At 38.7% G+C, this 21,010-nt stretch carries 15 protein-coding genes; 6 read left to right on the forward strand and 9 right to left on the reverse strand.

Translation table 11 applies throughout. The features are described from left to right. Nucleotides 1-161: 161 nt before the first annotated feature. The 4 genes from BUC06_RS20685 to BUC06_RS20700 all read right to left on the reverse strand — a co-directional run bounded on the left by BUC06_RS20685 (nt 162) and on the right by BUC06_RS20700 (nt 5,932). The gene (locus BUC06_RS20685; RefSeq protein WP_073336101.1) at nt 162-2,021 is read right to left on the reverse strand and encodes a CocE/NonD family hydrolase; all 1,860 of its coding nucleotides are present in this window, start codon (nt 2,019-2,021) and stop codon (nt 162-164) included. A gap of 166 nt (nt 2,022-2,187) precedes the next feature. Further along, nucleotides 2,188-4,923, reverse strand: a complete 2,736-nt coding sequence (locus tag BUC06_RS20690; protein WP_073336103.1) for an outer membrane beta-barrel protein — start codon at nt 4,921-4,923, stop codon at nt 2,188-2,190. Between the two features lie 95 nt (nt 4,924-5,018). Next, nucleotides 5,019-5,438, reverse strand: coding sequence for an SH3 domain-containing protein (locus BUC06_RS20695; RefSeq protein WP_073336105.1), 420 nt, complete (start codon nt 5,436-5,438; stop codon nt 5,019-5,021). 8 nt (nt 5,439-5,446) lie between these two features. Further along, on the reverse strand, nt 5,447-5,932 hold the full coding sequence (locus BUC06_RS20700) for a BON domain-containing protein (protein ID WP_073336107.1): 486 nt from the start codon (nt 5,930-5,932) through the stop codon (nt 5,447-5,449). A gap of 221 nt (nt 5,933-6,153) precedes the next feature. On the opposite strand from BUC06_RS20700, the gene BUC06_RS20705 reads away from it, so the two are divergent. Both BUC06_RS20705 and BUC06_RS20710 read left to right on the forward strand, forming a co-directional pair. Beyond that, complete coding sequence (locus BUC06_RS20705; protein WP_073336109.1) at nt 6,154-7,404, forward strand: dicarboxylate/amino acid:cation symporter; 1,251 nt, start codon at nt 6,154-6,156, stop codon at nt 7,402-7,404. Between the two features lie 7 nt (nt 7,405-7,411). Then, nucleotides 7,412-8,134: a phytanoyl-CoA dioxygenase family protein gene (locus BUC06_RS20710; RefSeq protein ID WP_073336111.1), complete on the forward strand. Its 723-nt coding sequence runs from the start codon at nt 7,412-7,414 to the stop codon at nt 8,132-8,134. Between the two features lie 61 nt (nt 8,135-8,195). Here BUC06_RS20710 and BUC06_RS20715 read toward each other — a convergent pair whose 3' ends face one another. Both BUC06_RS20715 and BUC06_RS20720 read right to left on the reverse strand, forming a co-directional pair. Continuing rightward, complete coding sequence (locus tag BUC06_RS20715; RefSeq protein ID WP_073336113.1) at nt 8,196-10,997, reverse strand: GH92 family glycosyl hydrolase; 2,802 nt, start codon at nt 10,995-10,997, stop codon at nt 8,196-8,198. Between the two features lie 163 nt (nt 10,998-11,160). After that, a complete protein-coding gene (locus BUC06_RS20720) occupies nt 11,161-11,616 on the reverse strand; it encodes a hypothetical protein (RefSeq protein ID WP_073336115.1) in 456 nt (151 codons plus the stop codon). A 157-nt stretch (nt 11,617-11,773) separates the two neighbouring features. Between BUC06_RS20720 and BUC06_RS20725 the strand changes: the two genes are divergently transcribed. Beyond that, nucleotides 11,774-12,883: an Mrp/NBP35 family ATP-binding protein gene (locus BUC06_RS20725; RefSeq protein WP_073336117.1), complete on the forward strand. Its 1,110-nt coding sequence runs from the start codon at nt 11,774-11,776 to the stop codon at nt 12,881-12,883. Between the two features lie 47 nt (nt 12,884-12,930). Further along, the gene (locus tag BUC06_RS20730; protein WP_073336119.1) at nt 12,931-13,179 is read left to right on the forward strand and encodes a NifU family protein; all 249 of its coding nucleotides are present in this window, start codon (nt 12,931-12,933) and stop codon (nt 13,177-13,179) included. A gap of 337 nt (nt 13,180-13,516) precedes the next feature. Here the strand turns inward: BUC06_RS20730 and BUC06_RS20735 are convergent, their stop codons facing one another. Then, nucleotides 13,517-14,902: a T9SS type A sorting domain-containing protein gene (locus tag BUC06_RS20735; protein ID WP_073336121.1), complete on the reverse strand. Its 1,386-nt coding sequence runs from the start codon at nt 14,900-14,902 to the stop codon at nt 13,517-13,519. 172 nt (nt 14,903-15,074) lie between these two features. On the opposite strand from BUC06_RS20735, the gene BUC06_RS20740 reads away from it, so the two are divergent. Together BUC06_RS20740 and BUC06_RS20745 are read left to right on the forward strand one after the other, a co-directional pair. Then, nucleotides 15,075-15,641: an NfeD family protein gene (locus BUC06_RS20740; protein ID WP_073336123.1), complete on the forward strand. Its 567-nt coding sequence runs from the start codon at nt 15,075-15,077 to the stop codon at nt 15,639-15,641. 31 nt (nt 15,642-15,672) lie between these two features. Continuing rightward, complete coding sequence (locus tag BUC06_RS20745) at nt 15,673-17,241, forward strand: flotillin family protein (protein WP_073336125.1); 1,569 nt, start codon at nt 15,673-15,675, stop codon at nt 17,239-17,241. A 57-nt stretch (nt 17,242-17,298) separates the two neighbouring features. Here BUC06_RS20745 and BUC06_RS20750 read toward each other — a convergent pair whose 3' ends face one another. Together BUC06_RS20750 and BUC06_RS20755 are read right to left on the reverse strand one after the other, a co-directional pair. Continuing rightward, complete coding sequence (locus BUC06_RS20750) at nt 17,299-17,691, reverse strand: hypothetical protein (RefSeq protein ID WP_073336127.1); 393 nt, start codon at nt 17,689-17,691, stop codon at nt 17,299-17,301. A 110-nt stretch (nt 17,692-17,801) separates the two neighbouring features. Then, nucleotides 17,802-20,840, reverse strand: a complete 3,039-nt coding sequence (locus BUC06_RS20755; RefSeq protein ID WP_073336129.1) for a choice-of-anchor I family protein — start codon at nt 20,838-20,840, stop codon at nt 17,802-17,804. Nucleotides 20,841-21,010 lie beyond the last annotated feature (170 nt).

Consider the following 21,010-nt stretch of genomic DNA (forward strand, 5'->3'; position numbering starts at 1 on the left):
TTTAATACATTCTAATTTGAAAGCAACGCTAAATTTTTCTTTTCTATACATAAAAAATGCCCCTAAAAAGTGTCTAACTTTTTGGGGGCAGTCCAAAGCGACCGGATTCTATGTTTTATAAACAAGTGTCTATTGCCATTTGTGGCTTTAGACACATTAATTTATTTCAATACTTCAGCTTCAATAGAGCTGTCATTATATACTTTGATAAAAGCTTTCGTGTAATCTGCTTTCGTGGCGAAATTAGGATTTTCCATGAATTTCTGAGGATTTATAGCGAAAAGCGGCCACCATGTACTGCTGATCTGGATCTGGATTTTGTGTCCTTTCTTGAACGTATGCATCACATCCTGCAGTCTGAAATTAACAGCTGTTTTCTGGTTAGGAACCAGAGCTTCGCCCTTTTCTCTCGAATTTCTGAATCTGGCAGGCATAATCTCACTTCTTACCATCTGGTGATAATTAGGATAGATCACCCCGTCTTTCTTTTCTTTTGGTTTAAAATCTTCAGGATAAACATCAATCAGTTTTACTGCAAAATCTGCATCGGTAGAAGACGAAGCGATATTCAGTTTAGCCATGATCTCTCCCGCGAAACTCATGTCTTCTGTCAAAACATCTGTAGTAAACGTCAAAACGTCAGGTCTGCCTACTGCAAATCTCTGATCCTCCGACATATAATTTTTAGGAGTGAATCCGTTAAAATCTTTCAGATTGTCAGAACTCAATACAGGATTGTTCGGGTCGCTATAGTATTCTGAAAAACCTTGTCCTGAAGCATTCTTCAATGTTCCGTCAGCTAAGTAGAAATTAACCTTTTGGGCATTTTTTGGAGGATAAGAAGCGAATTCTCTCCATTCTTTGGATCCTGTATCATACATCAAAGCTTCCGGAAGCCCCGCATCTTCTTTTGTATTTCCTTTTAAATAATGACTGAAAAACTTAGTTTCAATATTTTTCTGGTAATAGGTTGCAATGCTGTCTCCAAAATAAATCTGGTTATGGAAATGTTTCCCCTGCTCCTGTGCCCATGCTCCGTGAGAGAAAGGTCCCATCACAATCGTGTTTTTAGCTTTAGGGCTGGTCTTTTCTATCGTTTTATAGATATTCAGAGGTCCTGAAAGATCTTCCGCATCAAACCAGCCTCCAACAGTCATTACTGCGTGGTTGACATTTTTTAAATGAGGAAGAAGATTTCTTTTTTGCCAGAACTCATCATAATTAGGATGATTCATGATCTCCGTCATGAAGAAATTGTTCTTGTAGTATTTTTCGTAGCCATCTTTTAATGTTCCCATATCTCTGTAAAACTTAAGACCATCTTCCGAAGTCTGCTTCACGAAAGTATCCATATACCAGGCTTTGTTTTCAGGTTTTGTTTTCTGAATCCCAAAAACAGGGAACGTTCTGAAATAGCCCAGCATAAATCTGCCATTGTGAAGAAAATCATCATTCCAGAAATCAGAAATAGGCGCCTGAGGAGAGGAAGCTACCAATGCCGGGTGCTGAGCCAGTATTCCTACCGCAGTATAAAATCCAGGGTATGAAGTTCCATATTGTCCCGCCTTACCATTGTTGTTCTTAACATTCTTTAAAAGCCATTCTATCGTGTCGTACGTATCCGTACTTTCATCTACATCTTTTTTTGTTTTGCGGTCCACCTGAGGGGTCATATTGGTAAAAGTTCCTTCACTCATATATCTTCCGCGTACATCCTGGAATACGAAAATATACTTATCCTTCATCAGATACTGGTTAGGTCCCAGTTTGGATCTGTATTCATTTTCACCGTAAGGAGCAATGCTGTAGCAGGTTCTCTGCATCAGAAAAGGATATTTGTTTTTGTTTGAGATATCTTTCGGGACGTAGATTGCTGTGAAAAGCTTTACTCCGTCACGCATCGGAATGTAAAATTCCTTTTTGGTGAAATTATCTTTTACGAATGTATCCTTCTGATCTGGAGTCTGCGAACGTCCAAGGATAAAAAAGAAAATAAATAAAATTGAAATATGGATCTTCATAAATAAAATTTGCAGCTAATTTAAAAATAAAATAGCTCCGGTATACTACCTATGCTCAAACTTTCAATGAAAATACAGAAGAATCTAAAAAAGAAGTTTGATTTTCATCTGTGCGATCTGCGGGAGATTTTTTACACTTGCTGATTTTATAGATTAAAGGGATTTTTTACTGCATCTTTTTTCCTGCAAATCTGTTCAGTTTCATACTCAGAGAGAACATGATATACCGTTTCAGAATAAGATCTTCCCGGTCTTCAATATAAGAACTCGAAATGGTTCTCCTGACACTTTGATTTTGATTCAGAACATCATAGATTTTCATTTTTGCCGTCAATTGTTTTTTAAAGAACGAATATCCTAAACTCATATTCCAGAAGTAAAAATCTTTTTTGAAGCCGGGGGCAATGTTAGAATTCGTATTGTATTCAAAATCATTTCCAAAAACCACTCTGCTGTCGAAAAGATACTGGGTGAGTTCCAGTTTCAGGGTTTGATTGGCGGTATTTATATTGTCAATGCTGTAATTCTTGTATTTCGAGAAATTATAGCCAAGCCTGTAAGAAGGTTTTATGCTCAGTTTATCCTTAAGCTCGTAGGTCACATTCAAACCAGGATTAAGGCTGTAAGACTCGTTCGTGAAAAACTGTCCGTTTATAAACCCTTTATTGTAGTTATACTGCATGCTAAACCTTGGGTTTACAGTAAGTTTACTGTCTTTCCATTTAAAAGTTTTGCTAAATCCGCCTCCAAGATTCATGTTTTTATTTCCACTCACATTGTCATACGTCACAAGCTGTTTTCCTGAATTATCATATCGGGAATAATTAACCACATCATTATTTCTGTACATGAAGCTAAGACTGACGTAATAGTTCATGTTTTTTATCAGATTGTAATTATTAAAAAATAAAGAGCTGCTATTAGTCCATGTATTTCTCAAATTAGGATTTCCGGTAGAAGTGACCAGGGGATTTGAAGTGTCTTCATAGGGAGTAAGCTGCTCGGCTCCGGGAATCGTAAAATTGGCATAGTTCGAAAGATTCAGAATTTTACTTTCAGAAAACTGGTAACGTAAATTAAAATTATATCCCGGAAGTACAAAATCTTTTTGCAGACGATAGTGCTGTCCATTGTAGACAGAATTGACCTTCATCTCTGAGATGTCAAAATTCAAAGAAGCCCAGATGCTGAATTTCTTTTTATTGAGATCAAAAGAAAGTTCTGGAGTTAGTTGGTTGATTTTCTGCCTCAGACTGTTGGATAAAGGTGAATTGTAATCAGAATATCGTCCTGTGGCAGCATTGAAATCATTAACATCCCTAGAGTCTCTTGAAATTTTTGAATTATAAGTGACTTCAAAACTTACGGTTGCAGAATCTGAAACAGGTTCAGTATATCCGGCACTGAAATTATAGGTATTGTTCTGGTTTTTTGTTTTTGACAGCTGGTTTCTGTTGTCATTCTGTTCACTACCCTGGTAAAATAAAGTTTCCGATCTGTTCAGGTTATCTCTGTTGGATTCAGAAAGTGTACTGTTCATTTTAGCATTCAGCGAACGTCTTTCCTTTCTGAATTGTTTTGAAAAATAGAGGTAGGGATTAAATGAATTGCTTTCGGATTCACTGCCCGTATAGGACGTATTTCCGTTGAGCAGTTTATTATCCCTTAGCGTAGATGATTTTGAATTGCTAATACTGGTGCTGTGGCTATTGTTAAATCGAGGTGAAATGTAAATCGTACTTAAAGAATCCAGTACAATTTTTGCGGATGCATCTGCACTGTACTGCTGGGTTTCACTTTCACCCTTACTTTCAGAATGCGTAGTGAGTGTATATTCCGGAAGGAGAGTGGTTCTTGAAGATTTGGATGCTGTTTCCGTGTCAGAATTGGAATGGCTTAAACTGAAGTTGTCCAGATCGGCATTCTTTCCGAATTTATCATTGTAATTGATTCCGATGGTCGTAGATTTTTGAATTCCTTTTCTTCCTCTGCCTGTTGAGGAAGTTCCACCCTGCATTCCCGACGAATTTCTGCCTGCCCCCATATTATCGAACACATCATCATTGGAAAAGCCCTGAGAATTGATATTGTTCGATGAAGCGATAAGACTTATTTTGGTGTCATTTTTAAAATAACTCAGCAGCCCGCTGCCTTCATAACGTTTGTCTGAACCGTAGCCCAGTGTAAGTCTGGACATGAGTCCCTTGTTCTTTTTTTCGTCAATATTAAAATTGATGGTGGTCGTATTGGATTTAGGTTTCTTACCGCTTAATTCTTCCTCTTTCGTCTTGGTAGTCGTAAACTGAATATTTTTAATGATATCGGCCGGAAGATTCTGAAGAGCAATTTTACCGTCCTTATCAAAAAACGGCTTTCCGTTGATCATGATCTGATCGACTTCTTTTCCGTTCACCGTAATCTTTTTGTCGTTGTCGATCTCCACACCCGGGATTTTTTTCAATAATTCTTCAATTTTACTGTCCGGACGGACTTTGATGGATGAAGCGCTGAACTCTATGGTATCTTTCCTGATCTTCACAGGGGACACTGTAATTTTGATCTCCTCAATATTTTTTACATTATTTTTTTCCAGTTCGATATCCCCCAAATTAAGGGACTGACTGATTTTTTCCAGCTTTTTAGAATACGGCGAAAGCTTTTCAGCATTGATTTTTAAAATAGAAGGCTCATTCAGGTCATCTGTTTTCAGAGAAAATTTGCCCTCCTTATTCGTAGCGGTATAATTGATGATGGAGGAATCTTTTTCTTTAAGGAGGTAAATGGTGGCGTTTTCCACCGGCTTTTGATCAAAATCAGACACTTTCCCGTTGATCTGTAAATTTTGTGCATACAGGACCATACCATTGAATGCCAGTAACAGCAGCCATAAGATTTTCTTCATTCAGTGCTTTCTTTAAAGGCGTAAAAATATAAAAAAAACATCCCCGATCGGGGATGTCTGTATTGATTTTTTCAAAAGTTTTATATTTCGAAAAATTATGCTTTCAAATATCTTGAATAAGCATAGCCTTCCTGACCATCATCAGTCTTTACTTTCCACCAGTCATCAGAAGTCTGCTCAATCAAAGTTACCGATGTACCTTTAGCCGCTTTTCCTACTACAGCAGCTTCAGTAGAAGGCTCCTGTCTGATGTTAAGATTAGAATCTTCCGTAGCTACTGTTAAAGCAGCACCTGAAGCTAATCCTGAAACCTGTACGTCAATATTGATATCGGAAGCTGAATAAGTAGAGTCAATAGTTCCTAAAGCATTCCATACTGCATCTTTTGCAGCTGTATTGGAAGCACTTCCTGAAACATAAAGAATACCATCCTGCTCCTGAACCTGAAGGTTAGAAATTCCTGCAGACTGTGCTGCTGAAACTACGCTTGAATATTTATCTTGTAATGTACTCATCTCTAAAATTATTTTACGACTAGGTTATTGTTATACTTTCCGATTTTCAAAGCATCTACAGATTCTTTGATTTTTCTTGCCTGAAGGCTTGAAACATTTCCTGTAAGCGTAAGCTGTCCGTTCACAACTTCTACTTTTACAGAAGGGAAATCTTTAACAGCATCCTGAACTTTTTTCTGAACTGCAGGATCTACAGCAGATGTCGTTTCAACAGGTGCTGGTGCAGCAGGAGCTACAGTAGACATGTCCATTACTTCCTTTACTCCGCTGATCGCTTTTAATTGTGTGATCATAGCATCCTTAGACTGCTGGTCAGCGAAAGTTCCGCTTAAATGAGCCACTCCTTCTTTTACTTCTACAGAAGCATTGGGATTAGAAGTTACGATGGTTGTAGCCTGAGTCTGAAGATCGGCATCAGAAACTTTCTTTTTACAAGAAACTGCTCCGAAAGATACAGCTACAGCTAAGGCAGCCATTGCGATAGTTTTTTTCATATTGTATATTTATTAATGTTGTTAATACAATCAAATGTAATAATAAAATTTGTATCAAAAGAATAAAAAATCAATAAATGTTTCTTAATTTTTTTGCAATATTTTATAAATCAGGGATTTAATTTTAATGGATCATAAACTTAATCTCAACTTCACCGGATTCGGACAAAATCTTGTACCAATTGAAAAACTGCTATATTTGTGGGAATTGAACAATATATATGAAAGGACAAAATAAACTTTTTGTAGCCATTATCGTTGCGCTTATCCTGGGAGTAGTCATTGGAGGTGTTGTACACACACAATATCCTGAAAGTGCGGAACCTTTTTCCAAGAATATCAAACTGCTGGGAACTGTTTTTATCAGACTCGTACAAATGATCATCGCACCGCTGGTGTTTACCACGCTTGTGGTAGGAATTGCCAAAATGAGTGATATCAAAATGATCGGAAGGGTAGGGACAAAAGCCATGTTGTGGTTTATCTCTGCTTCACTGGTTTCCCTGTTTATCGGGCTGATACTTGTAAACTGGCTTGAGCCTGGTCATGTGACCAAACTTCCCATCCAGGATGCTGCTGCTGCAGAAGATCTTCTGAAAAGCAGTAAAGGTTTTTCTCTGGAAGACTTTGTAAAACACATGATCCCTAAAAGTTTATTTGAAGCTTTTGCCACCAATGAAGTACTTCAGATCGTGGTTTTTTCCATTATGTTTGGGGTAGCGCTTGCCAATTTGGGTGAAGAATACTCAAAACCGGTGGTTAAACTTTTTGATATTATTGCCCATGCTATTCTTAAAATGGTAGCCTACATTATGTGGTTTGCGCCCCTTGGAGTTTTGGGAGCAATTGCCGCAGTAGTAGCGATGAACGGATTCCAGATATTTATCGTTTATGCGGTCTATCTGCGGGACTTTTTCTTCGCATTAGCCGTTCTTTGGCTGGTTCTTCTGTTGGTAGGTTACCTGATCCTTGGAAACCGCCTTTTCGAACTGCTTAAAAGAATCAAGGCACCCTTGCTGATCGCTTTCTCTACAACGAGTTCAGAAGCTGTTTTCCCTAAATTGGTCGAAGAGCTTGAAAAATTCGGATGCAATAACAGGGTTGTATCTTTCATTCTGCCATTAGGTTATTCTTTTAATCTTGACGGAAGTATGATGTATATGACGTTTGCCTCCATCTTTATTGCTCAGATCTATGGTATTGAAATGTCATTGGGTCAGCAGATTACGATGCTTTTAGTACTGATGCTTACCTCCAAAGGTATTGCCGGAGTTCCAAGAGCCTCACTGGTTATCATCGTAGCGACCTGCTCGATGTTTGGTATTCCACCGGAAGGGATCGCTTTGATCCTGCCAATCGATCACTTCTGTGATATGGGAAGAAGTATGACCAATGTATTAGGAAATGCCCTGGCCACTTCTGCTGTCTCCAAATGGGAAGGACAGCTTGAAAATACACCTCAGGAAGTTTAAAACGCACATGACAAAACAATATTTAGAGAACCATAAACAATATTTCCTTGAAAAAGGTCTTACCGTAATCAATTCAATCTTTTCTGATGATGAGATTGAAAAGATAACAAAGAGTATCGCAAAGGCCGATGCCTCAAAAGAAAATTTCAGAAAGTCTGCTGACGTTTTTGCCATAAGACAGTTCCTGAAAGAAATTCCGGAAATTAAAGATCTGGTATTTAATGATACCATTAAAACCATTGTCAGAAAACTCTTCGGAGACAAATATTTTGCTGTAAAAAGTATTTATTTTGACAAACCCGAAACGTCCAACTGGTATGTGGCCTATCATCAGGATCTCACAATTTCAGTAGATAAAAAAATGGAAATAGCGGGTTTCGGACCCTGGACGGCAAAGCAAAATCAGTTTGCTGTTCAGCCGCCACTACCATTTCTTGAAAATATCTGTACCATCAGGATCCATCTGGATGATACGGATGAGTATAACGGAGCACTGAAAGTCATTCCGGGATCTCACACCAAAGGAATCTACAGACCGGAAACCATGGACTGGAAAACGGAAATCGAAAAATTCTGCGATGTACAGAAGGGGGGTATCATGATCATGAAGCCCCTTACCCTGCACGGTTCCAACAGAACGACTGATGGCAGGAGAAGAAGAGTGATTCATATAGAATTTTCTGATATGGAGCTGCCTGAAGAATTGCAGTGGTCCGAGAGAATGAATTAAAAAACAAAATTCCCCTTTGAACTTTTCAAAGGGGAATTTTTATACTATTGAGTTTGATCATTTATTTCACAGAAATCTCATCAATAAAAATATAAGCCTCACCGCCAGCTCCCTGATGCCATTCGGGAAGTTTTCCGAAATAGTACGCTTTTACCTTAATGTAGCGGGCTTCCGTCGGGAGGATCTCTGCTCCGAAATCTTTGATCTGTACTTTTTCATCTTTTGGATCGATGGTATGGTCTGTAGTTTTCAGAAGAACAAAGTCTTTCCCGTTCATGGAAGCATAATATTCCACTTTCTTAGGCATCAGAATCCATGCTCTGCTGTCCTGAAGGTAAGTAGAGGATAATTGGGTGATTTGCTGAGGCGATTTTAAATCAATCACGGCTTCAAAATCCTGTCCCTGATAGCCGTGCCATTCACCTTTTCTCCAGTTTACATCACCGTTGATCCCGTCGATCAGGGCCAGTTTTCCATTAGCCGTATACTGCGGCGTTGCTTTTGAGTGGATGTCGATATCCCAATAATTAGGCCTTCTGTTAAAATTGGCTACGGTCACTGAACTCTTTTCACCATTTCTTTCCGAATACGCGAGAACCTGAGTGGTTTTACTAATGGTGAAAGGACCTTTGTATGCCGTAAACGTTTTTCTAACATTCGCATCATCTGAATTAAGGGTCATATAATAAACTTTATCACCAGAATTCAGTGGAGTGATCTGTACTTTTGAAGAGAAATCGAAAATCCTGTCGGAAGCGATAACGGGTGATGCGGTGAGTAGGGTGTATTTGAAATCCTTTGTTGGTTTGCTGTTTTCAAAACCTAGTTTTTGAAGCTCAGATTTACTGGTATTCTTGGTGATCACTTTTGTGGTGCCATCTTCCAGATGAATTTTAACCTCATCAAAATAAGGTGTCGTGGTCTGCCATTCAGGTAGCCCCGGAGTAACCGCATAGATTCCCAGTGAACTTAGGATATACCAGGCACTCATCTGGCCGCAGTCTTCATTTCCTATAAGCCCGTCCGGAGTATTTTTATAGAAATGATCAAGGATATATTTGATCTTGGCATCGGTCTTTTCCGGCTTGCCTACATAGTTATATAAGTAAGCAATGTGATGGCTCGGCTCATTCCCCTGAGCATACTGGCCCATCAATCCTGTAATATCTACCTGTTCTCTGCCTGTGGTTTTATCCGGTGCTGCAAAAATAGCATCAATGAACTGTTCAAATTTTTCCTTTCCGCCATGTGCTGCGATCAATCCTGGAATGTCCTGCTGAACGGAGTAGGAATAATGCCATGAATTTCCTTCCGTATAATTATTGTTTACCTCCCTTGCATCAAAAGGCTCATACCAGTTTCCATTCTTTCTGGGCTGCATAAAGCCGCTGTTTGGATTGTATAGGTTTTTCCAGTTCTGAGAACGTTTCATGAAGTACTGATGATCTTCTTTTTTGCCTAAAATCTTAGCCATTTGTGCAATACACCAGTCGTCGTAGGCATATTCCACCGTTTTGGAAACGCTTTCATGTTCATCATCGATGCTGATATAATGGTTCTGCTTGTAAGCATTTAACCCAAAAATATCCAGCATGGCAGAATTTTTAGAGGCCTGGAATGCTTTTTCATAATCAAAACCTTTAATTCCTTTAGCCATTGCATCTGCAATCACAGAAACAGAATGATAACCGATCATGCATTCCGTTTCATTGGAAGCCAGCTCCCAGACCGGAAGTTTTCCACCCTGTTCATACTGTTTGATAAAAGTATTGATGAAATCGGCTGTTTTCTTTCTGTCGATCAGGGTCATCAGCGGATGGGCAGCTCTGAATGTATCCCAAAGTGAAAAGACGGAGTAATAATCAAACCCTGTGGTGGTGTATAGTTTGTTGTCGCGACCTCTGTATTTTCCATCCACATCCATGTTGATGTTCGGTTGGGTAAAAACATGATAAAGGGCTGTATAAAAGACAGAAAGTTTATCCTTATCGTCAGACTTAACTTCAATTTTTGAAAGCTCTTTGTTCCATTCTGATTCTGCCTGCTTTTTTACCGTTTCAAAATCATTGGATTGTCCTTCGGCGAGCATGTTTTTTTCTGTTCCTTCATAGCCTGTTGGGGAAATGGCAACTTTTACGCTGATTTTTTCTCCTTTTTTAACATCGGAAGAAAGGGCAAGAGCTAGTTTTGTTCCTGTGAAAAACCGGTCTTCCTGCTTGCCATTAACCTCTTTTTTTGAGATCTTCATTGGTTTTGAAAATTCAATTCTGGCGTAAATATATTGATTGGTAGCCCACGCCTCACTTCTCCTGAAAACTTCAATCGTTTTATCATCAATGATCTTTACTTCGCCTTCCAGCAGTTTATCCCTGTGGTTTAGGTCAAGAATGATATTGGCCTTCCCTGAGTTATTGAATGTATATTCATGGTAACCGACTCTTTTCGTCGTCGTCAGGCGAACATCAATATTGTTTTTGTCTAATTTCACAGCATAAAATCCGGCCAATGCTTTTTCATTTTTATGCGAAAATTTTGAAGAATAGTCTTTGCTGTTTAAGCTTGCATTTCCCATCGTAGGCATCAGCATGATATCCCCGTAATCGGAAACTCCGGTTCCGTTCAGGTGGGTATGCGAAAAACCATAGATCACCGCATCTGAATAATGATAGCCACTACATCCATCCCAGCTTCCGTCTATCCTGGTATCGGGTGAAAGCTGTACCATTCCGAAAGGAACAATGGCTCCGGGAAAGGTGTGGCCGTGGCCCCCGGTTCCTATAAAAGGGTTTACATATTGAGCGTAATTCTGGGAATATATGATCTGAGCAATGAATAAGGAGAAAACTGCCAATTTTTTTTTCATATCATCAATTTATGTCAACGAATATATTGAAAAAACGGCAGAACAGAATGTAATAATGATATGACAATGGTTGTGTTTGAATAGGTTTTGGCTAAAGCCAGGTGAATGGCGGTATATTTGCTAAACGGGCTAAAGCCCGTTGCTATTGAATTGAAAGACGATCTTAAACTTCTCCCTCGAAAAGGTCATCCAGATAATACTGTTGATGAATTTCCGAACGGTCTGTTCCCAGGAATTTTTTCCATGATTGGGATTCGTGGTATACAATTCCCATTTCCCAAACACAATACGTAGGAAGATGAATTGTATTTCTGTCCCAGACTTCAAATGTTCCGGAACCGTCATAATAAACACTTTCCCAAAGCTCATTTTCACTTCTCCAGGTACAGACCAGCAAGAGATAGTTTTTGCCACATCTGTGCAGTATGACAAATCCCAGATCTTCTTTATTCTGAAAATTTTCGACAGCATTTTCAATACAGATTTTAGCATTACTGATATCCAGAGGTGAGATGTCAGCCAGATTTTCTGCGAGGTCATACCATTTGAATCTGGTTGTTCCCAGCGCGAAAATACCTTTCGGAGATGTATATTTAGAGGGGTAGATAGTAGAATTCATAGGTAATATGTTTAATGATGAAAATGTGTTTTAAAGATGAGCATAAGAATATAGAGAAAGTTTGTTTTGTCATGTTATTTATCACATTGGGTTATAGATTTTATTGATTCTAAATTATCAAAAAAATCCGTAAATTTGTGAACAATTTATATTTAGTATGTTGACGAAAGAAAAGGTTCAAGATTTCCTTAAAGAGATAGAGGTAGATGATTTGGTGAATAACTTTCAGATCATGGGTAATGATGTTTATATTGACATGACTGCCCATTCTCCTGCGATGCACGAAAAGAAAAAGCTGGAAGCAGCGATGAAGCAGGCTTTTGCAAGTGAGTTTGGAGAAGATATTCATCTGAAGCTTAAAATAGTTTCTCCGGAACCCAGTGAGATTCAGCTAAGCCAGATCAAAGGTAAACAGATCGCGGGAATTCAAAATATTATTGCTATTGCTTCCGGAAAAGGAGGCGTAGGAAAATCTACGGTTGCTGCAAATATGGCAGTTACCTTAGCAAAAATGGGTTTCAAAGTAGGATTACTGGATGCCGATATTTACGGACCATCAGTTCCTACGATGTTCGATACTGAAGGTGAAAAACCCATCTCTGTAGAAGTCAACGGAAAGAGCATGATGAAACCTGTTGAAAATTACGGGGTAAAAATGCTTTCTATAGGATATTTCTCAGGTGCCAATCAGGCAGTGGTGTGGAGAGGCCCAATGGCTTCAAAAGCGCTGAACCAGATGATCAGAGATGCAGCCTGGGGAGAACTTGACTTTTTATTGATCGATCTTCCTCCGGGAACAGGAGATATTCACTTGTCTATCATTCAGGAAGTGCCTGTAACGGGTGCGGTGATCGTAAGTACCCCTCAGCACGTGGCATTAGCAGACGTAAGAAAAGGGATTGCGATGTTCCAGATGGAAAGTATTAATATTCCGGTTCTTGGATTAATCGAAAATATGGCGTATTTTACACCGGAAGAATTACCGGACAATAAGTACTACATCTTTGGACAGCAGGGCGCTCAGTATCTTGCTGAAGATCTGGGAATTCCGGTATTGGGAGAGATCCCGTTGATTCAAAGTATCAGAGAAGCTGGAGACGTAGGAAGACCTGCAGCCCTTCAGGAAGGTTCTAAAATTGCAGAAATCTACACCGAAACCGCAAGAAAAATGGTAGAAAGTCTTTTGGAAAGAAATAAAAATCTTCCCCCTACAGAAGCGGTAAAGATTTCCACCATGGCAGGATGCTCGCCGAAAGCTAAAAAATAATGATTTTCAATTAAGTTTGAAAAAAAACCGAATTGAATTAAAGAAATATGGAAACAAATATAAAACACGAAGATACAGTAACAAGAGTAATGGAAGCTCTGGAAAGCATCAGACCGTTCCTGAATAAGGATGGAGGGGATATCGAGCTTATTGACGTGAAGGATAACCAGGTTTTTGTAAAACTTTTGGGTAACTGTTCCGGATGTTCGCTGAATTTTTCAACCCTGAAACTGGGCGTTGAAAATACCATCAAGCAACACGCTCCGGAGATTCAAAAAGTAATCAATGTAGAGTAAAAAATTACACGAAATATTTTTTAAAGACAGGTTTTTTCAGCCTGTCTTTTTTTTGTTCTGATTTCATTTAGAGTATAGGTGTAAAATCTCCTACGGATCACCTAAATTTTTTTACCTTTTTCAGGTTGTATAATTTGTACAAAATGAATGATATTAAAAGTATAAAAACATTTTATAAAAAGATGAGATGACTGTAGACGATCACTTCTTTGCTAAAAACTTTTAAACAAAAGGCACAAGGATTTCCCCTTAAAATAGATTTATTCAGAATTCCCTGCGCTTTTGTGTTGACTCAAAACTAATGGATGATAAACTTTAATGTCCTTTTATAACAGCATTAGTTTTTGATCAGTTTCCGGGTCACTATTTTTCCATGATCAAATTCAGCCTTTAAAAGATAAACACCTTTAGATAGATCTGAAATATTGGAATGATTTTCAGTTATTATTTTTAACAATTTTCCATCTGTAGAATAGAGTTCAATTTTTCTTACTTTCTCTTTTGAGGAATACACCAAATGGGATTGAGCAGGATTCTCAAATGAAATGGAATTTTCAGGCTGGATTCCATTCGCTGATAAAGTAGATGCTGATACATTGTATTTTGTCACTACATAATACCACTTATTGGTTGAAAGATCCTTTTGGTCACCTCCTACGTAAATGACATTGTCTTTTGCTAAAACAGAAGTATAATTTCCTTGTGCTAAAGATGTCTCCTTGTAAGAATTTTGGGAATTAAGAGGAACAAGATTGCCTGAATGATCATAGCTTACAATGAATGGAATCTCTGCAGATGTTGTTCCTACAAAGTATATTTTATTTCCTGAAAAGTCAAAATTGCTGTAGAAATCAAGACTATTATTGTCATCAGTCAATAAAACGGTACTGGATAAGTTTCCATTGGAACTGATATTGTAGAAAGTGTTACCATCTAAATCTAAAGTATAGATACTGTTATCTGTAGCCTGTTTTGAAAAGTAGCTTCCTGAGTCAGGGTACGTAAAGGTTCCATTGGTTCCAAATGTACTGACCGGAGTTAAGGTGGAAGTTATTTTATCAATCTTATGATCGTAAAAGGCGAGTATATTGGAATTTGATAGTTGGATATTCCCACTGTTAACCTGACTGATGCTTCCATTATTTCCGTAAGAAGTATCAATGCTTCCATTCGGAGTTAATTTAATGAATTGGCTTCCGGTTGCTAAAATAATAGAAAGATCAGAAAGAACAACCGCATTGTTAGATCTGAAACCATTTGGTCCGTTATAAGAAGTTTTAAACTCCCCATTATTTCCAAAGCTGTTATCCAAAATACCATTTAGGTCATATCTCAGAATACTTGTTTCAGAAGAAGCACTACCGGATGTTCTTTGGAAGGTCACAAGAATTTTCCCATTTCCCTGAGGTAGGACAATAAAATCACCTATGTAGTCGGGAAGTGTGAGTATTCCGCCATTTCCAAAATTTGTGTTTAAAGCCCCGTCAAGATTTAATTTATAAATTTTATTGGGATTGACATTCCCGGATGTCATAATGTCCTTTCCGTACGCAAGGATTTTATTATCAGAACTTAGGGTAATTTGCAGGTCATCTGCTTCTCCATTTAATGGAAGTGAGACAATTCCTCCACTTCCAAAATTGGGGTCTAAATTGATTGTCTGAGCATTGATGTTGCTATAAAAAGAAGCTACCATTGCTACACTTGTAAAAAGTTTATTCATAGTTATCTTAAAGCAGCGAAGATATTAAAAACCAATCCTGTTTGAAACATGATATATTGACTGATAGCTTTAAATAGTGACGTTTTATTATCCCATCAGGCCTTCTCGTTTTTTATTATTTTCAATTTAAAAGATCAGTTTTTTTTAAGTATATTTGTTAAAAACGCATCTTATGTTTGAATTTCTTCAAAATTTAGAACCCCTTCAGCAAGGCTTCTGGTATACAGCCATAGCTGCCAGCTTTATCTTTTTAATTCAAACAGTTCTTACTTTTGTCGGAGGCAGTCATGGAGACGTAATGCATTCTGATTTTAGCGGAGACAGTCATGCTGACAGCCCTTTTCAGTTATTTTCTTTCAGAAACCTTATCAATTTCCTTTTAGGATTTGGATGGAGTGGTGTTGCATTTTATCATTCCATAGGAAACAAATCGCTGCTGGTATTTGTTGCCGTCATTGTTGGGGCAGGATTTATATTTTTATTCTTTATTTTGATCCTTCAGATCATGAAACTTACGGAAGATAATACCTTTAAGATGGAAAATCTCATTGGCAGGGCAGGCGAAGTTTATCTTACCATTCCTCCGGATATGAGTGGTAAAGGAAAGATTACCATTTCTGTCAATGGCACCAGCCACGAACTTCCGGCTATGACAGAAGAAAAAGAAAAAATCCCGTCCGGCGATTCTGTGAGGGTTACTTACATTTATGACAAGATCCTTGTCGTTTCAAAAATTTAATTCATTATCAACCATTTTATAAAAACTATTTATGGCAATACCAGGAAGTCTTATTTTAACATTAGTTATTGTACTTGTACTATTCGTCACGTTTTTGGCCCTTATATCAAGGTACAAAAGATGTCCTTCGGATAAAATTTTAGTGATTTACGGTAAAACAGGAGGCAGCTCTGCAAAATGTATCCACGGAGGTGGTGCTTTCGTATGGCCTGTTATTCAGGATTTTGCTTATCTTGATTTGAAACCGATCTCCATTGAGGCTAATCTTACCAATGCTTTATCCAGACAGAACATCCGGGTAGATGTACCATGCCGGTTCACCATTGCCATCTCTACAGAACCTGATTCTATGGGAAATGCTGCAGAAAGATTACTAGGTCTGGCTCAGGAGCAGATTCAGGAACTTTCTAAAGACATCCTTTTCGGTCAGCTCCGTTTGGTTATTGCAACAATGACCATTGAAGAGATCAATTCAGACAGGGATAAATTTTTAGACAATATTTCTAAAAACGTCGATACGGAATTAAAGAAAATCGGTTTAAAGCTGATCAACGTGAACGTTACGGATATCAGAGATGAATCCGGATATATTGAAGCTTTGGGTAAAGAAGCCGCTGCAAAAGCGATTAACGAAGCCATCATCAGTGTTGCGGAACAGACTAAAATCGGGGAAACGGGTAAAGCAATTGCCGACAGGGAAAAAGACACTCAGATTGCTGAAACCCAAAGAGACAGAGATGTGAAAATTGCCATCACGCAAAAAGATAAAGAAATCAGTATTGCTTCGGCCATAAAAGATGAGTCTATCGGTAAAGCAGAAGCCGCAAAGGAATCAAGAATTGCCACCTCACTAGCCAACTCTATTGCGGTAAAAGGGGAAAATGAAGCCAAGATCACTATCGCGAACTCTGATGCTGAAAGAAGAGAAAAAGAAGCGGAAGCCTTAAGAATTGCTACCGCTGCGGAAAAAGTACAGGCAGCAAGATCTTTGGAAGAATCTTACCTTGCAGAACAGAAAGCGGAAGTTGCCAGAGGAGAAAGAGAACGTTCTACGCAACAGGCCAATATTGTAGTACATGCAGAAATTGCTAAACAGAAAGCCATCATTGACGCAGAGGCAGAAGCTGAGAAAATAAGATTGCAGGCGAAAGGAGAGGCTGATGCTATTTTCGCTAAAATGGAAGCTGAAGCAAAAGGGCTTTATGAAATCCTGACCAAACAGGCTCAGGGGTATGACAAAATCGTACAGGCTGCAGGTGGAGATACCAACAGTGCTTTCCAGTTGCTTTTAATTGAAAAACTTCCTGAATTGGTTAAAACGCAGGTAGAAGCTGTTAAAAATATTAAAATCGATAAAATCACGGTTTGGGACAGTGGAAACGGACAGGATGGAAATGGTTCTACCGCCAATTTTGTTTCGGGAATGATGAAATCTGTACCTCCATTGAACGACCTGTTTAATATGGCCGGACTTAATTTACCGGAGTATTTAAAAGGAAAGCCGGATGAGGCTAAACAGGAGATTGTAATCGTTCCAGAGAAGAAAGAGAAAAAGAATTTTGATGATATGAATCCGGAAACTGAAGTTCCGAAAGCATAATATTGAAGTATAGAGATAAGTTCCGGGCAGAAAGCGAAGCTTTCCGCCCGGAACTTTTTATTTTAAAACAACCTGTACACGGTAATCTTCAAAAATTTCAAGTATTTCATCAAACTTAGTTTTAAATAATTTTTTACTTCTTTGATTTGGATGACACCATACCTGTCCATATAAAGTGATATTATTTTTTTTGGACTTTAATATTCTGATATTACTAATAAAAGTTCTGGCTACAATAGATTTTGTATCATCAAGCATACAAATGAAACCATTGTTTTCATAGATTTTTGCAGCATTTTCTATTGCTGATAAAAGATTGTGAGCGTCGTCAACATTAATTAATCGTATGGTACGGTAAATAATGCCCGCTGGGCTTTCAATATTTCTTACATCATCCATAAGTGCAATGATTTCCGGCTCTGTTTCACTATCAAAGGTAAATCCAAACATTTTTTTTAAATTATTTCAAGACATAGTACGGCCTTAAATCTACTGAATTTGCAGATCAAAAAAAAGCCCCGGAAAATCCGGGACCCTATCAACTGAATTATATTTATAGGCTATTTTACAATAACCCTTTTAATGGGTCCTTCTGAAGGTTTCAAAAGATAAACGCCTGCAGATAGTTTTGAAGTATCGATGGTTAATGTGTTTTTCTCTTTTCCAAGCATTTTTCCTGACATATCGTACAGTTCATAATCCTGAGCCCTGTTGAAATACAGTATATTTCCTTTCGTTATCGGATTGGGGAATACATTAAATGGAGCTTTCTCCGTTTTTATTTCTCCCGTTGCTAAGGTAGCAGGGAAAGCAACCTGATACATGGATAATGTTCCGCTGATCTCGTTCGCAATAATGACATAACCCTTTCCGGTGGTGGTGTTTCCCAGAGCGATGTACGTGATGCCTTCAGGGCCATTATCACCACCGTAAGCTGACGTAGATCGGGAATGCTTATAATCTGTAAACGTAGGATTGTTAGGATCGGTGATATTATAAACCATCACTCCGCCGGTTCTCTCTAAGGTAATAAAAGCGTACGTCTGGCCGTTGATCGTTCCCAGAGCAACTCCTTCCGGTTCAGGACCTTTAGCACGGCTTCGGTTTTTGGCACCGTTGCCTTCATTGTCGGCATTAAAGATCAGGGGATGATAGGTTGCGATGTATCTTTCAAATCGGTCGCCACTGTCATACACCAATTGCTTTGTGTCTGCATTAAAAATCGAGAATGAACGGGCGCCTAAAGCTGAAATTTCTTCAAAATCTGAATCTGCATCCGTATTTCCGGTCGCACTGGAAACCCTGAATCTGCCTAGATTATGAGATGCCTTTAAGACAGACGCCTGAGGAAAAAGAACAGGATCTAAAGTATAAGCATTGGCTCCAACAGTAGTTCTTTCACTGAAACCGGAAAGATCTTTTTCATCACCTTCATTGGCTGTTACAATATAATGGGTATTTCCAACTTTAAAATTTTGAACAGCATCCGGCGTGTAATACGTTTTCACTGGCCAGTTGGCAATTAAGATTTCTCCATTATTATCAGAAGCGTCAAAACCATTTCCAGGCAGGCTCATATCTTTTTTTCCTAATCCCCAGATGCCTGAAATCGTTTTCGCTGCTAAATTAACTTCAGCGATCGCATTGTTTTCCTGAAGCGTTACCCATGCTTTCTGGCTGTCTGCGCTTACCGTAACATATTCAGGTTCCAGGTCCTGAGAAAGCGTATTATTGGTTCTCACTTTGCGTAGTCCTGTTGCTGTTAAAGCAGCGGTTTGAGAATCGAAACTATTGAAATTCAGAGTCGTGACGTTGGCTTGGGTAATATTTCCAATACCACCTGAAATATCAATAATACTGATTGTTCCTTCAGGGTCTACCGTGTAGGCATCGTTCGGCTCACCTTCATTAGCCGTGATCACTTTTGTTCCGTCCGGAGTGAAAGCCACCATATCTGGAAGAGCACCCACAGTTACCTGTTTCAGAAAGTTTCCGTTAATATCAAAGAAAACGACAGAACCATTTTGTTGTGGATCTGCATTCGGAGAAGCCGTAGCAATGATACCATTTTTAACCGCGATGCTTGTGATTCCACCATATGGAGCCATATTGACGGTTTTTACCACCGATAGAGCAGTTGGAGTGCTGAAGTCAATAATATCAAAAACATCTGTAATCGAACTGATGGTGAACAGTTTCTGTGAAGCAGGATCATGAACTACAATCTCGGTAGAACTGTTATTATTTCCGGAAGGATCAAAGCTGCCGATATAGTTCAGCTGGATTTGTCCGGAAGGAACCGGTGCAGGCTGATCATTATCCACAATATAAACTGTCGCCGAATTATCTCCTGAAATGGTTGTTCCCGTTGGGTTTTCTAAACTTACCACGAAATATTCTGCCTGCTGTTCTTCAAGGGTATCATCAATGATTGGGATATTAACGGTATAGCTGGTTGTGGAAGGTGTAATATTAATTGTTTGATTGGATAATGTAAAGTCACCGCTGTTGGCAGTACTGAAAGGAGCAGGTTTTACCACTAGATTGACCGTGGCCGCAGAAGGATTGGAAACATTGATCTTGAATGCCAGAGTTCCTGCATTTTCATTCGCCTTAATAAAATTCTTATCCAGAGAAACTGTTGTTCCGGCCGTTGTAAAGGTGCTGGATGTTGTGGTTGTAATCCCATTATCACTTAAATCTTCAACGGTATTGGTTTTAAGAGCCAGATAATAAGTTTGCCCTGGGCTAAGGGATGATACCGGAATGACTGTAATCTTATTATTGTTAAAAGTTGTCGTGAAGGGAACTGGAGTACCTGAAGCATTTCCGATACGGAAATCTACAAGATTTTGTGCATTAGAATCGTTGATCGCGGAATTGTCTGTAAGTCTTACATTTTCATTAAAAGAGATGGTTGGATTTACAGATGTTGAAGCATTATTTGTGTTGTGTGAAGGAAGATATGAAGTTGTAGGAGCGGTCGTATCTGGTCCTCCCGCAGGAGTAGCATCTACCGTGAAATTATCAAAACGGTTATTGCCTCCACTTCCGCCTCCCGTAGCAGAAAATTCTACTTTTAATTTGAAATTCGGATTATTGGAAACTCCGGAAACCGCAGAAAAATCAAAAGTAATCAGTTGAGGACTGGCATCCTGCGGACTGACGGTTTGATACGGAACAAAGGTCGTTCCGTCGGTTGAATAAGACCAGGTCTGGGTTCCTGCGCCCTGTCCCGATCTTCTGGTTGTAAATTTTACAACAGCATTTTGATACCCTGTGGTAGGAAGATTAAACTGTAATGCTCCGCCAATAGGATTATTGAATCTTAAATGAGTTCCCGAAGGATCACCGTTTCTCGTATTTAAATTGGCATCACTAAAATTTTGTCCGGTACCGCCTGCAAAATCTATTTCACTGGTACCTCCAGGTACCGGAGCAAGAGATCCGCTGACTAAAGTGGAAGAAGGAGTTGTAATGGATGCTGAAGATGCATTGTTATTAAAATTCCAGTAATGGATAAGGCTCTGTCCGAAAAGTCCGCCCTGAAGGAAAAATGCGGCAATGACAGATCCTTTTAAAAAATAGTTGTTGATCATTTTTACTTACAATTAGATGTATGCAAAAATGAACTTTATACTTCGCAAGTATTTTAATGGAATTTTAATAAATGTTTAATAAAAAGGGAACAAATATTACAAAGAGATGAAAATAGAAAACATTAAATGGGAAAATATAAAAAATGAATCAGCAAAACAGCAAATGAGCT

The sequence above is a fragment of the Chryseobacterium carnipullorum genome, from assembly GCF_900142785.1.
GTDB lineage: Bacteria > Bacteroidota > Bacteroidia > Flavobacteriales > Weeksellaceae > Chryseobacterium > Chryseobacterium carnipullorum.

Coding starts and splice junctions, on each gene's coding strand:
- BUC06_RS20685 (WP_073336101.1), bottom strand. CDS start 2,021: ATGAAGATCCATATTTCAATTTTATTTATTTTCTTTTTTATCCTTGGA.
- BUC06_RS20690 (WP_073336103.1), bottom strand. CDS start 4,923: ATGAAGAAAATCTTATGGCTGCTGTTACTGGCATTCAATGGTATGGTC.
- BUC06_RS20695 (WP_073336105.1), bottom strand. CDS start 5,438: ATGAGTACATTACAAGATAAATATTCAAGCGTAGTTTCAGCAGCACAG.
- BUC06_RS20700 (WP_073336107.1), bottom strand. CDS start 5,932: ATGAAAAAAACTATCGCAATGGCTGCCTTAGCTGTAGCTGTATCTTTC.
- BUC06_RS20705 (WP_073336109.1), top strand. CDS start 6,154: ATGAAAGGACAAAATAAACTTTTTGTAGCCATTATCGTTGCGCTTATC.
- BUC06_RS20710 (WP_073336111.1), top strand. CDS start 7,412: ATGACAAAACAATATTTAGAGAACCATAAACAATATTTCCTTGAAAAA.
- BUC06_RS20715 (WP_073336113.1), bottom strand. CDS start 10,997: ATGAAAAAAAAATTGGCAGTTTTCTCCTTATTCATTGCTCAGATCATA.
- BUC06_RS20720 (WP_073336115.1), bottom strand. CDS start 11,616: ATGAATTCTACTATCTACCCCTCTAAATATACATCTCCGAAAGGTATT.
- BUC06_RS20725 (WP_073336117.1), top strand. CDS start 11,774: ATGTTGACGAAAGAAAAGGTTCAAGATTTCCTTAAAGAGATAGAGGTA.
- BUC06_RS20730 (WP_073336119.1), top strand. CDS start 12,931: ATGGAAACAAATATAAAACACGAAGATACAGTAACAAGAGTAATGGAA.
- BUC06_RS20735 (WP_073336121.1), bottom strand. CDS start 14,902: ATGAATAAACTTTTTACAAGTGTAGCAATGGTAGCTTCTTTTTATAGC.
- BUC06_RS20740 (WP_073336123.1), top strand. CDS start 15,075: ATGTTTGAATTTCTTCAAAATTTAGAACCCCTTCAGCAAGGCTTCTGG.
- BUC06_RS20745 (WP_073336125.1), top strand. CDS start 15,673: ATGGCAATACCAGGAAGTCTTATTTTAACATTAGTTATTGTACTTGTA.
- BUC06_RS20750 (WP_073336127.1), bottom strand. CDS start 17,691: ATGTTTGGATTTACCTTTGATAGTGAAACAGAGCCGGAAATCATTGCA.
- BUC06_RS20755 (WP_073336129.1), bottom strand. CDS start 20,840: ATGATCAACAACTATTTTTTAAAAGGATCTGTCATTGCCGCATTTTTC.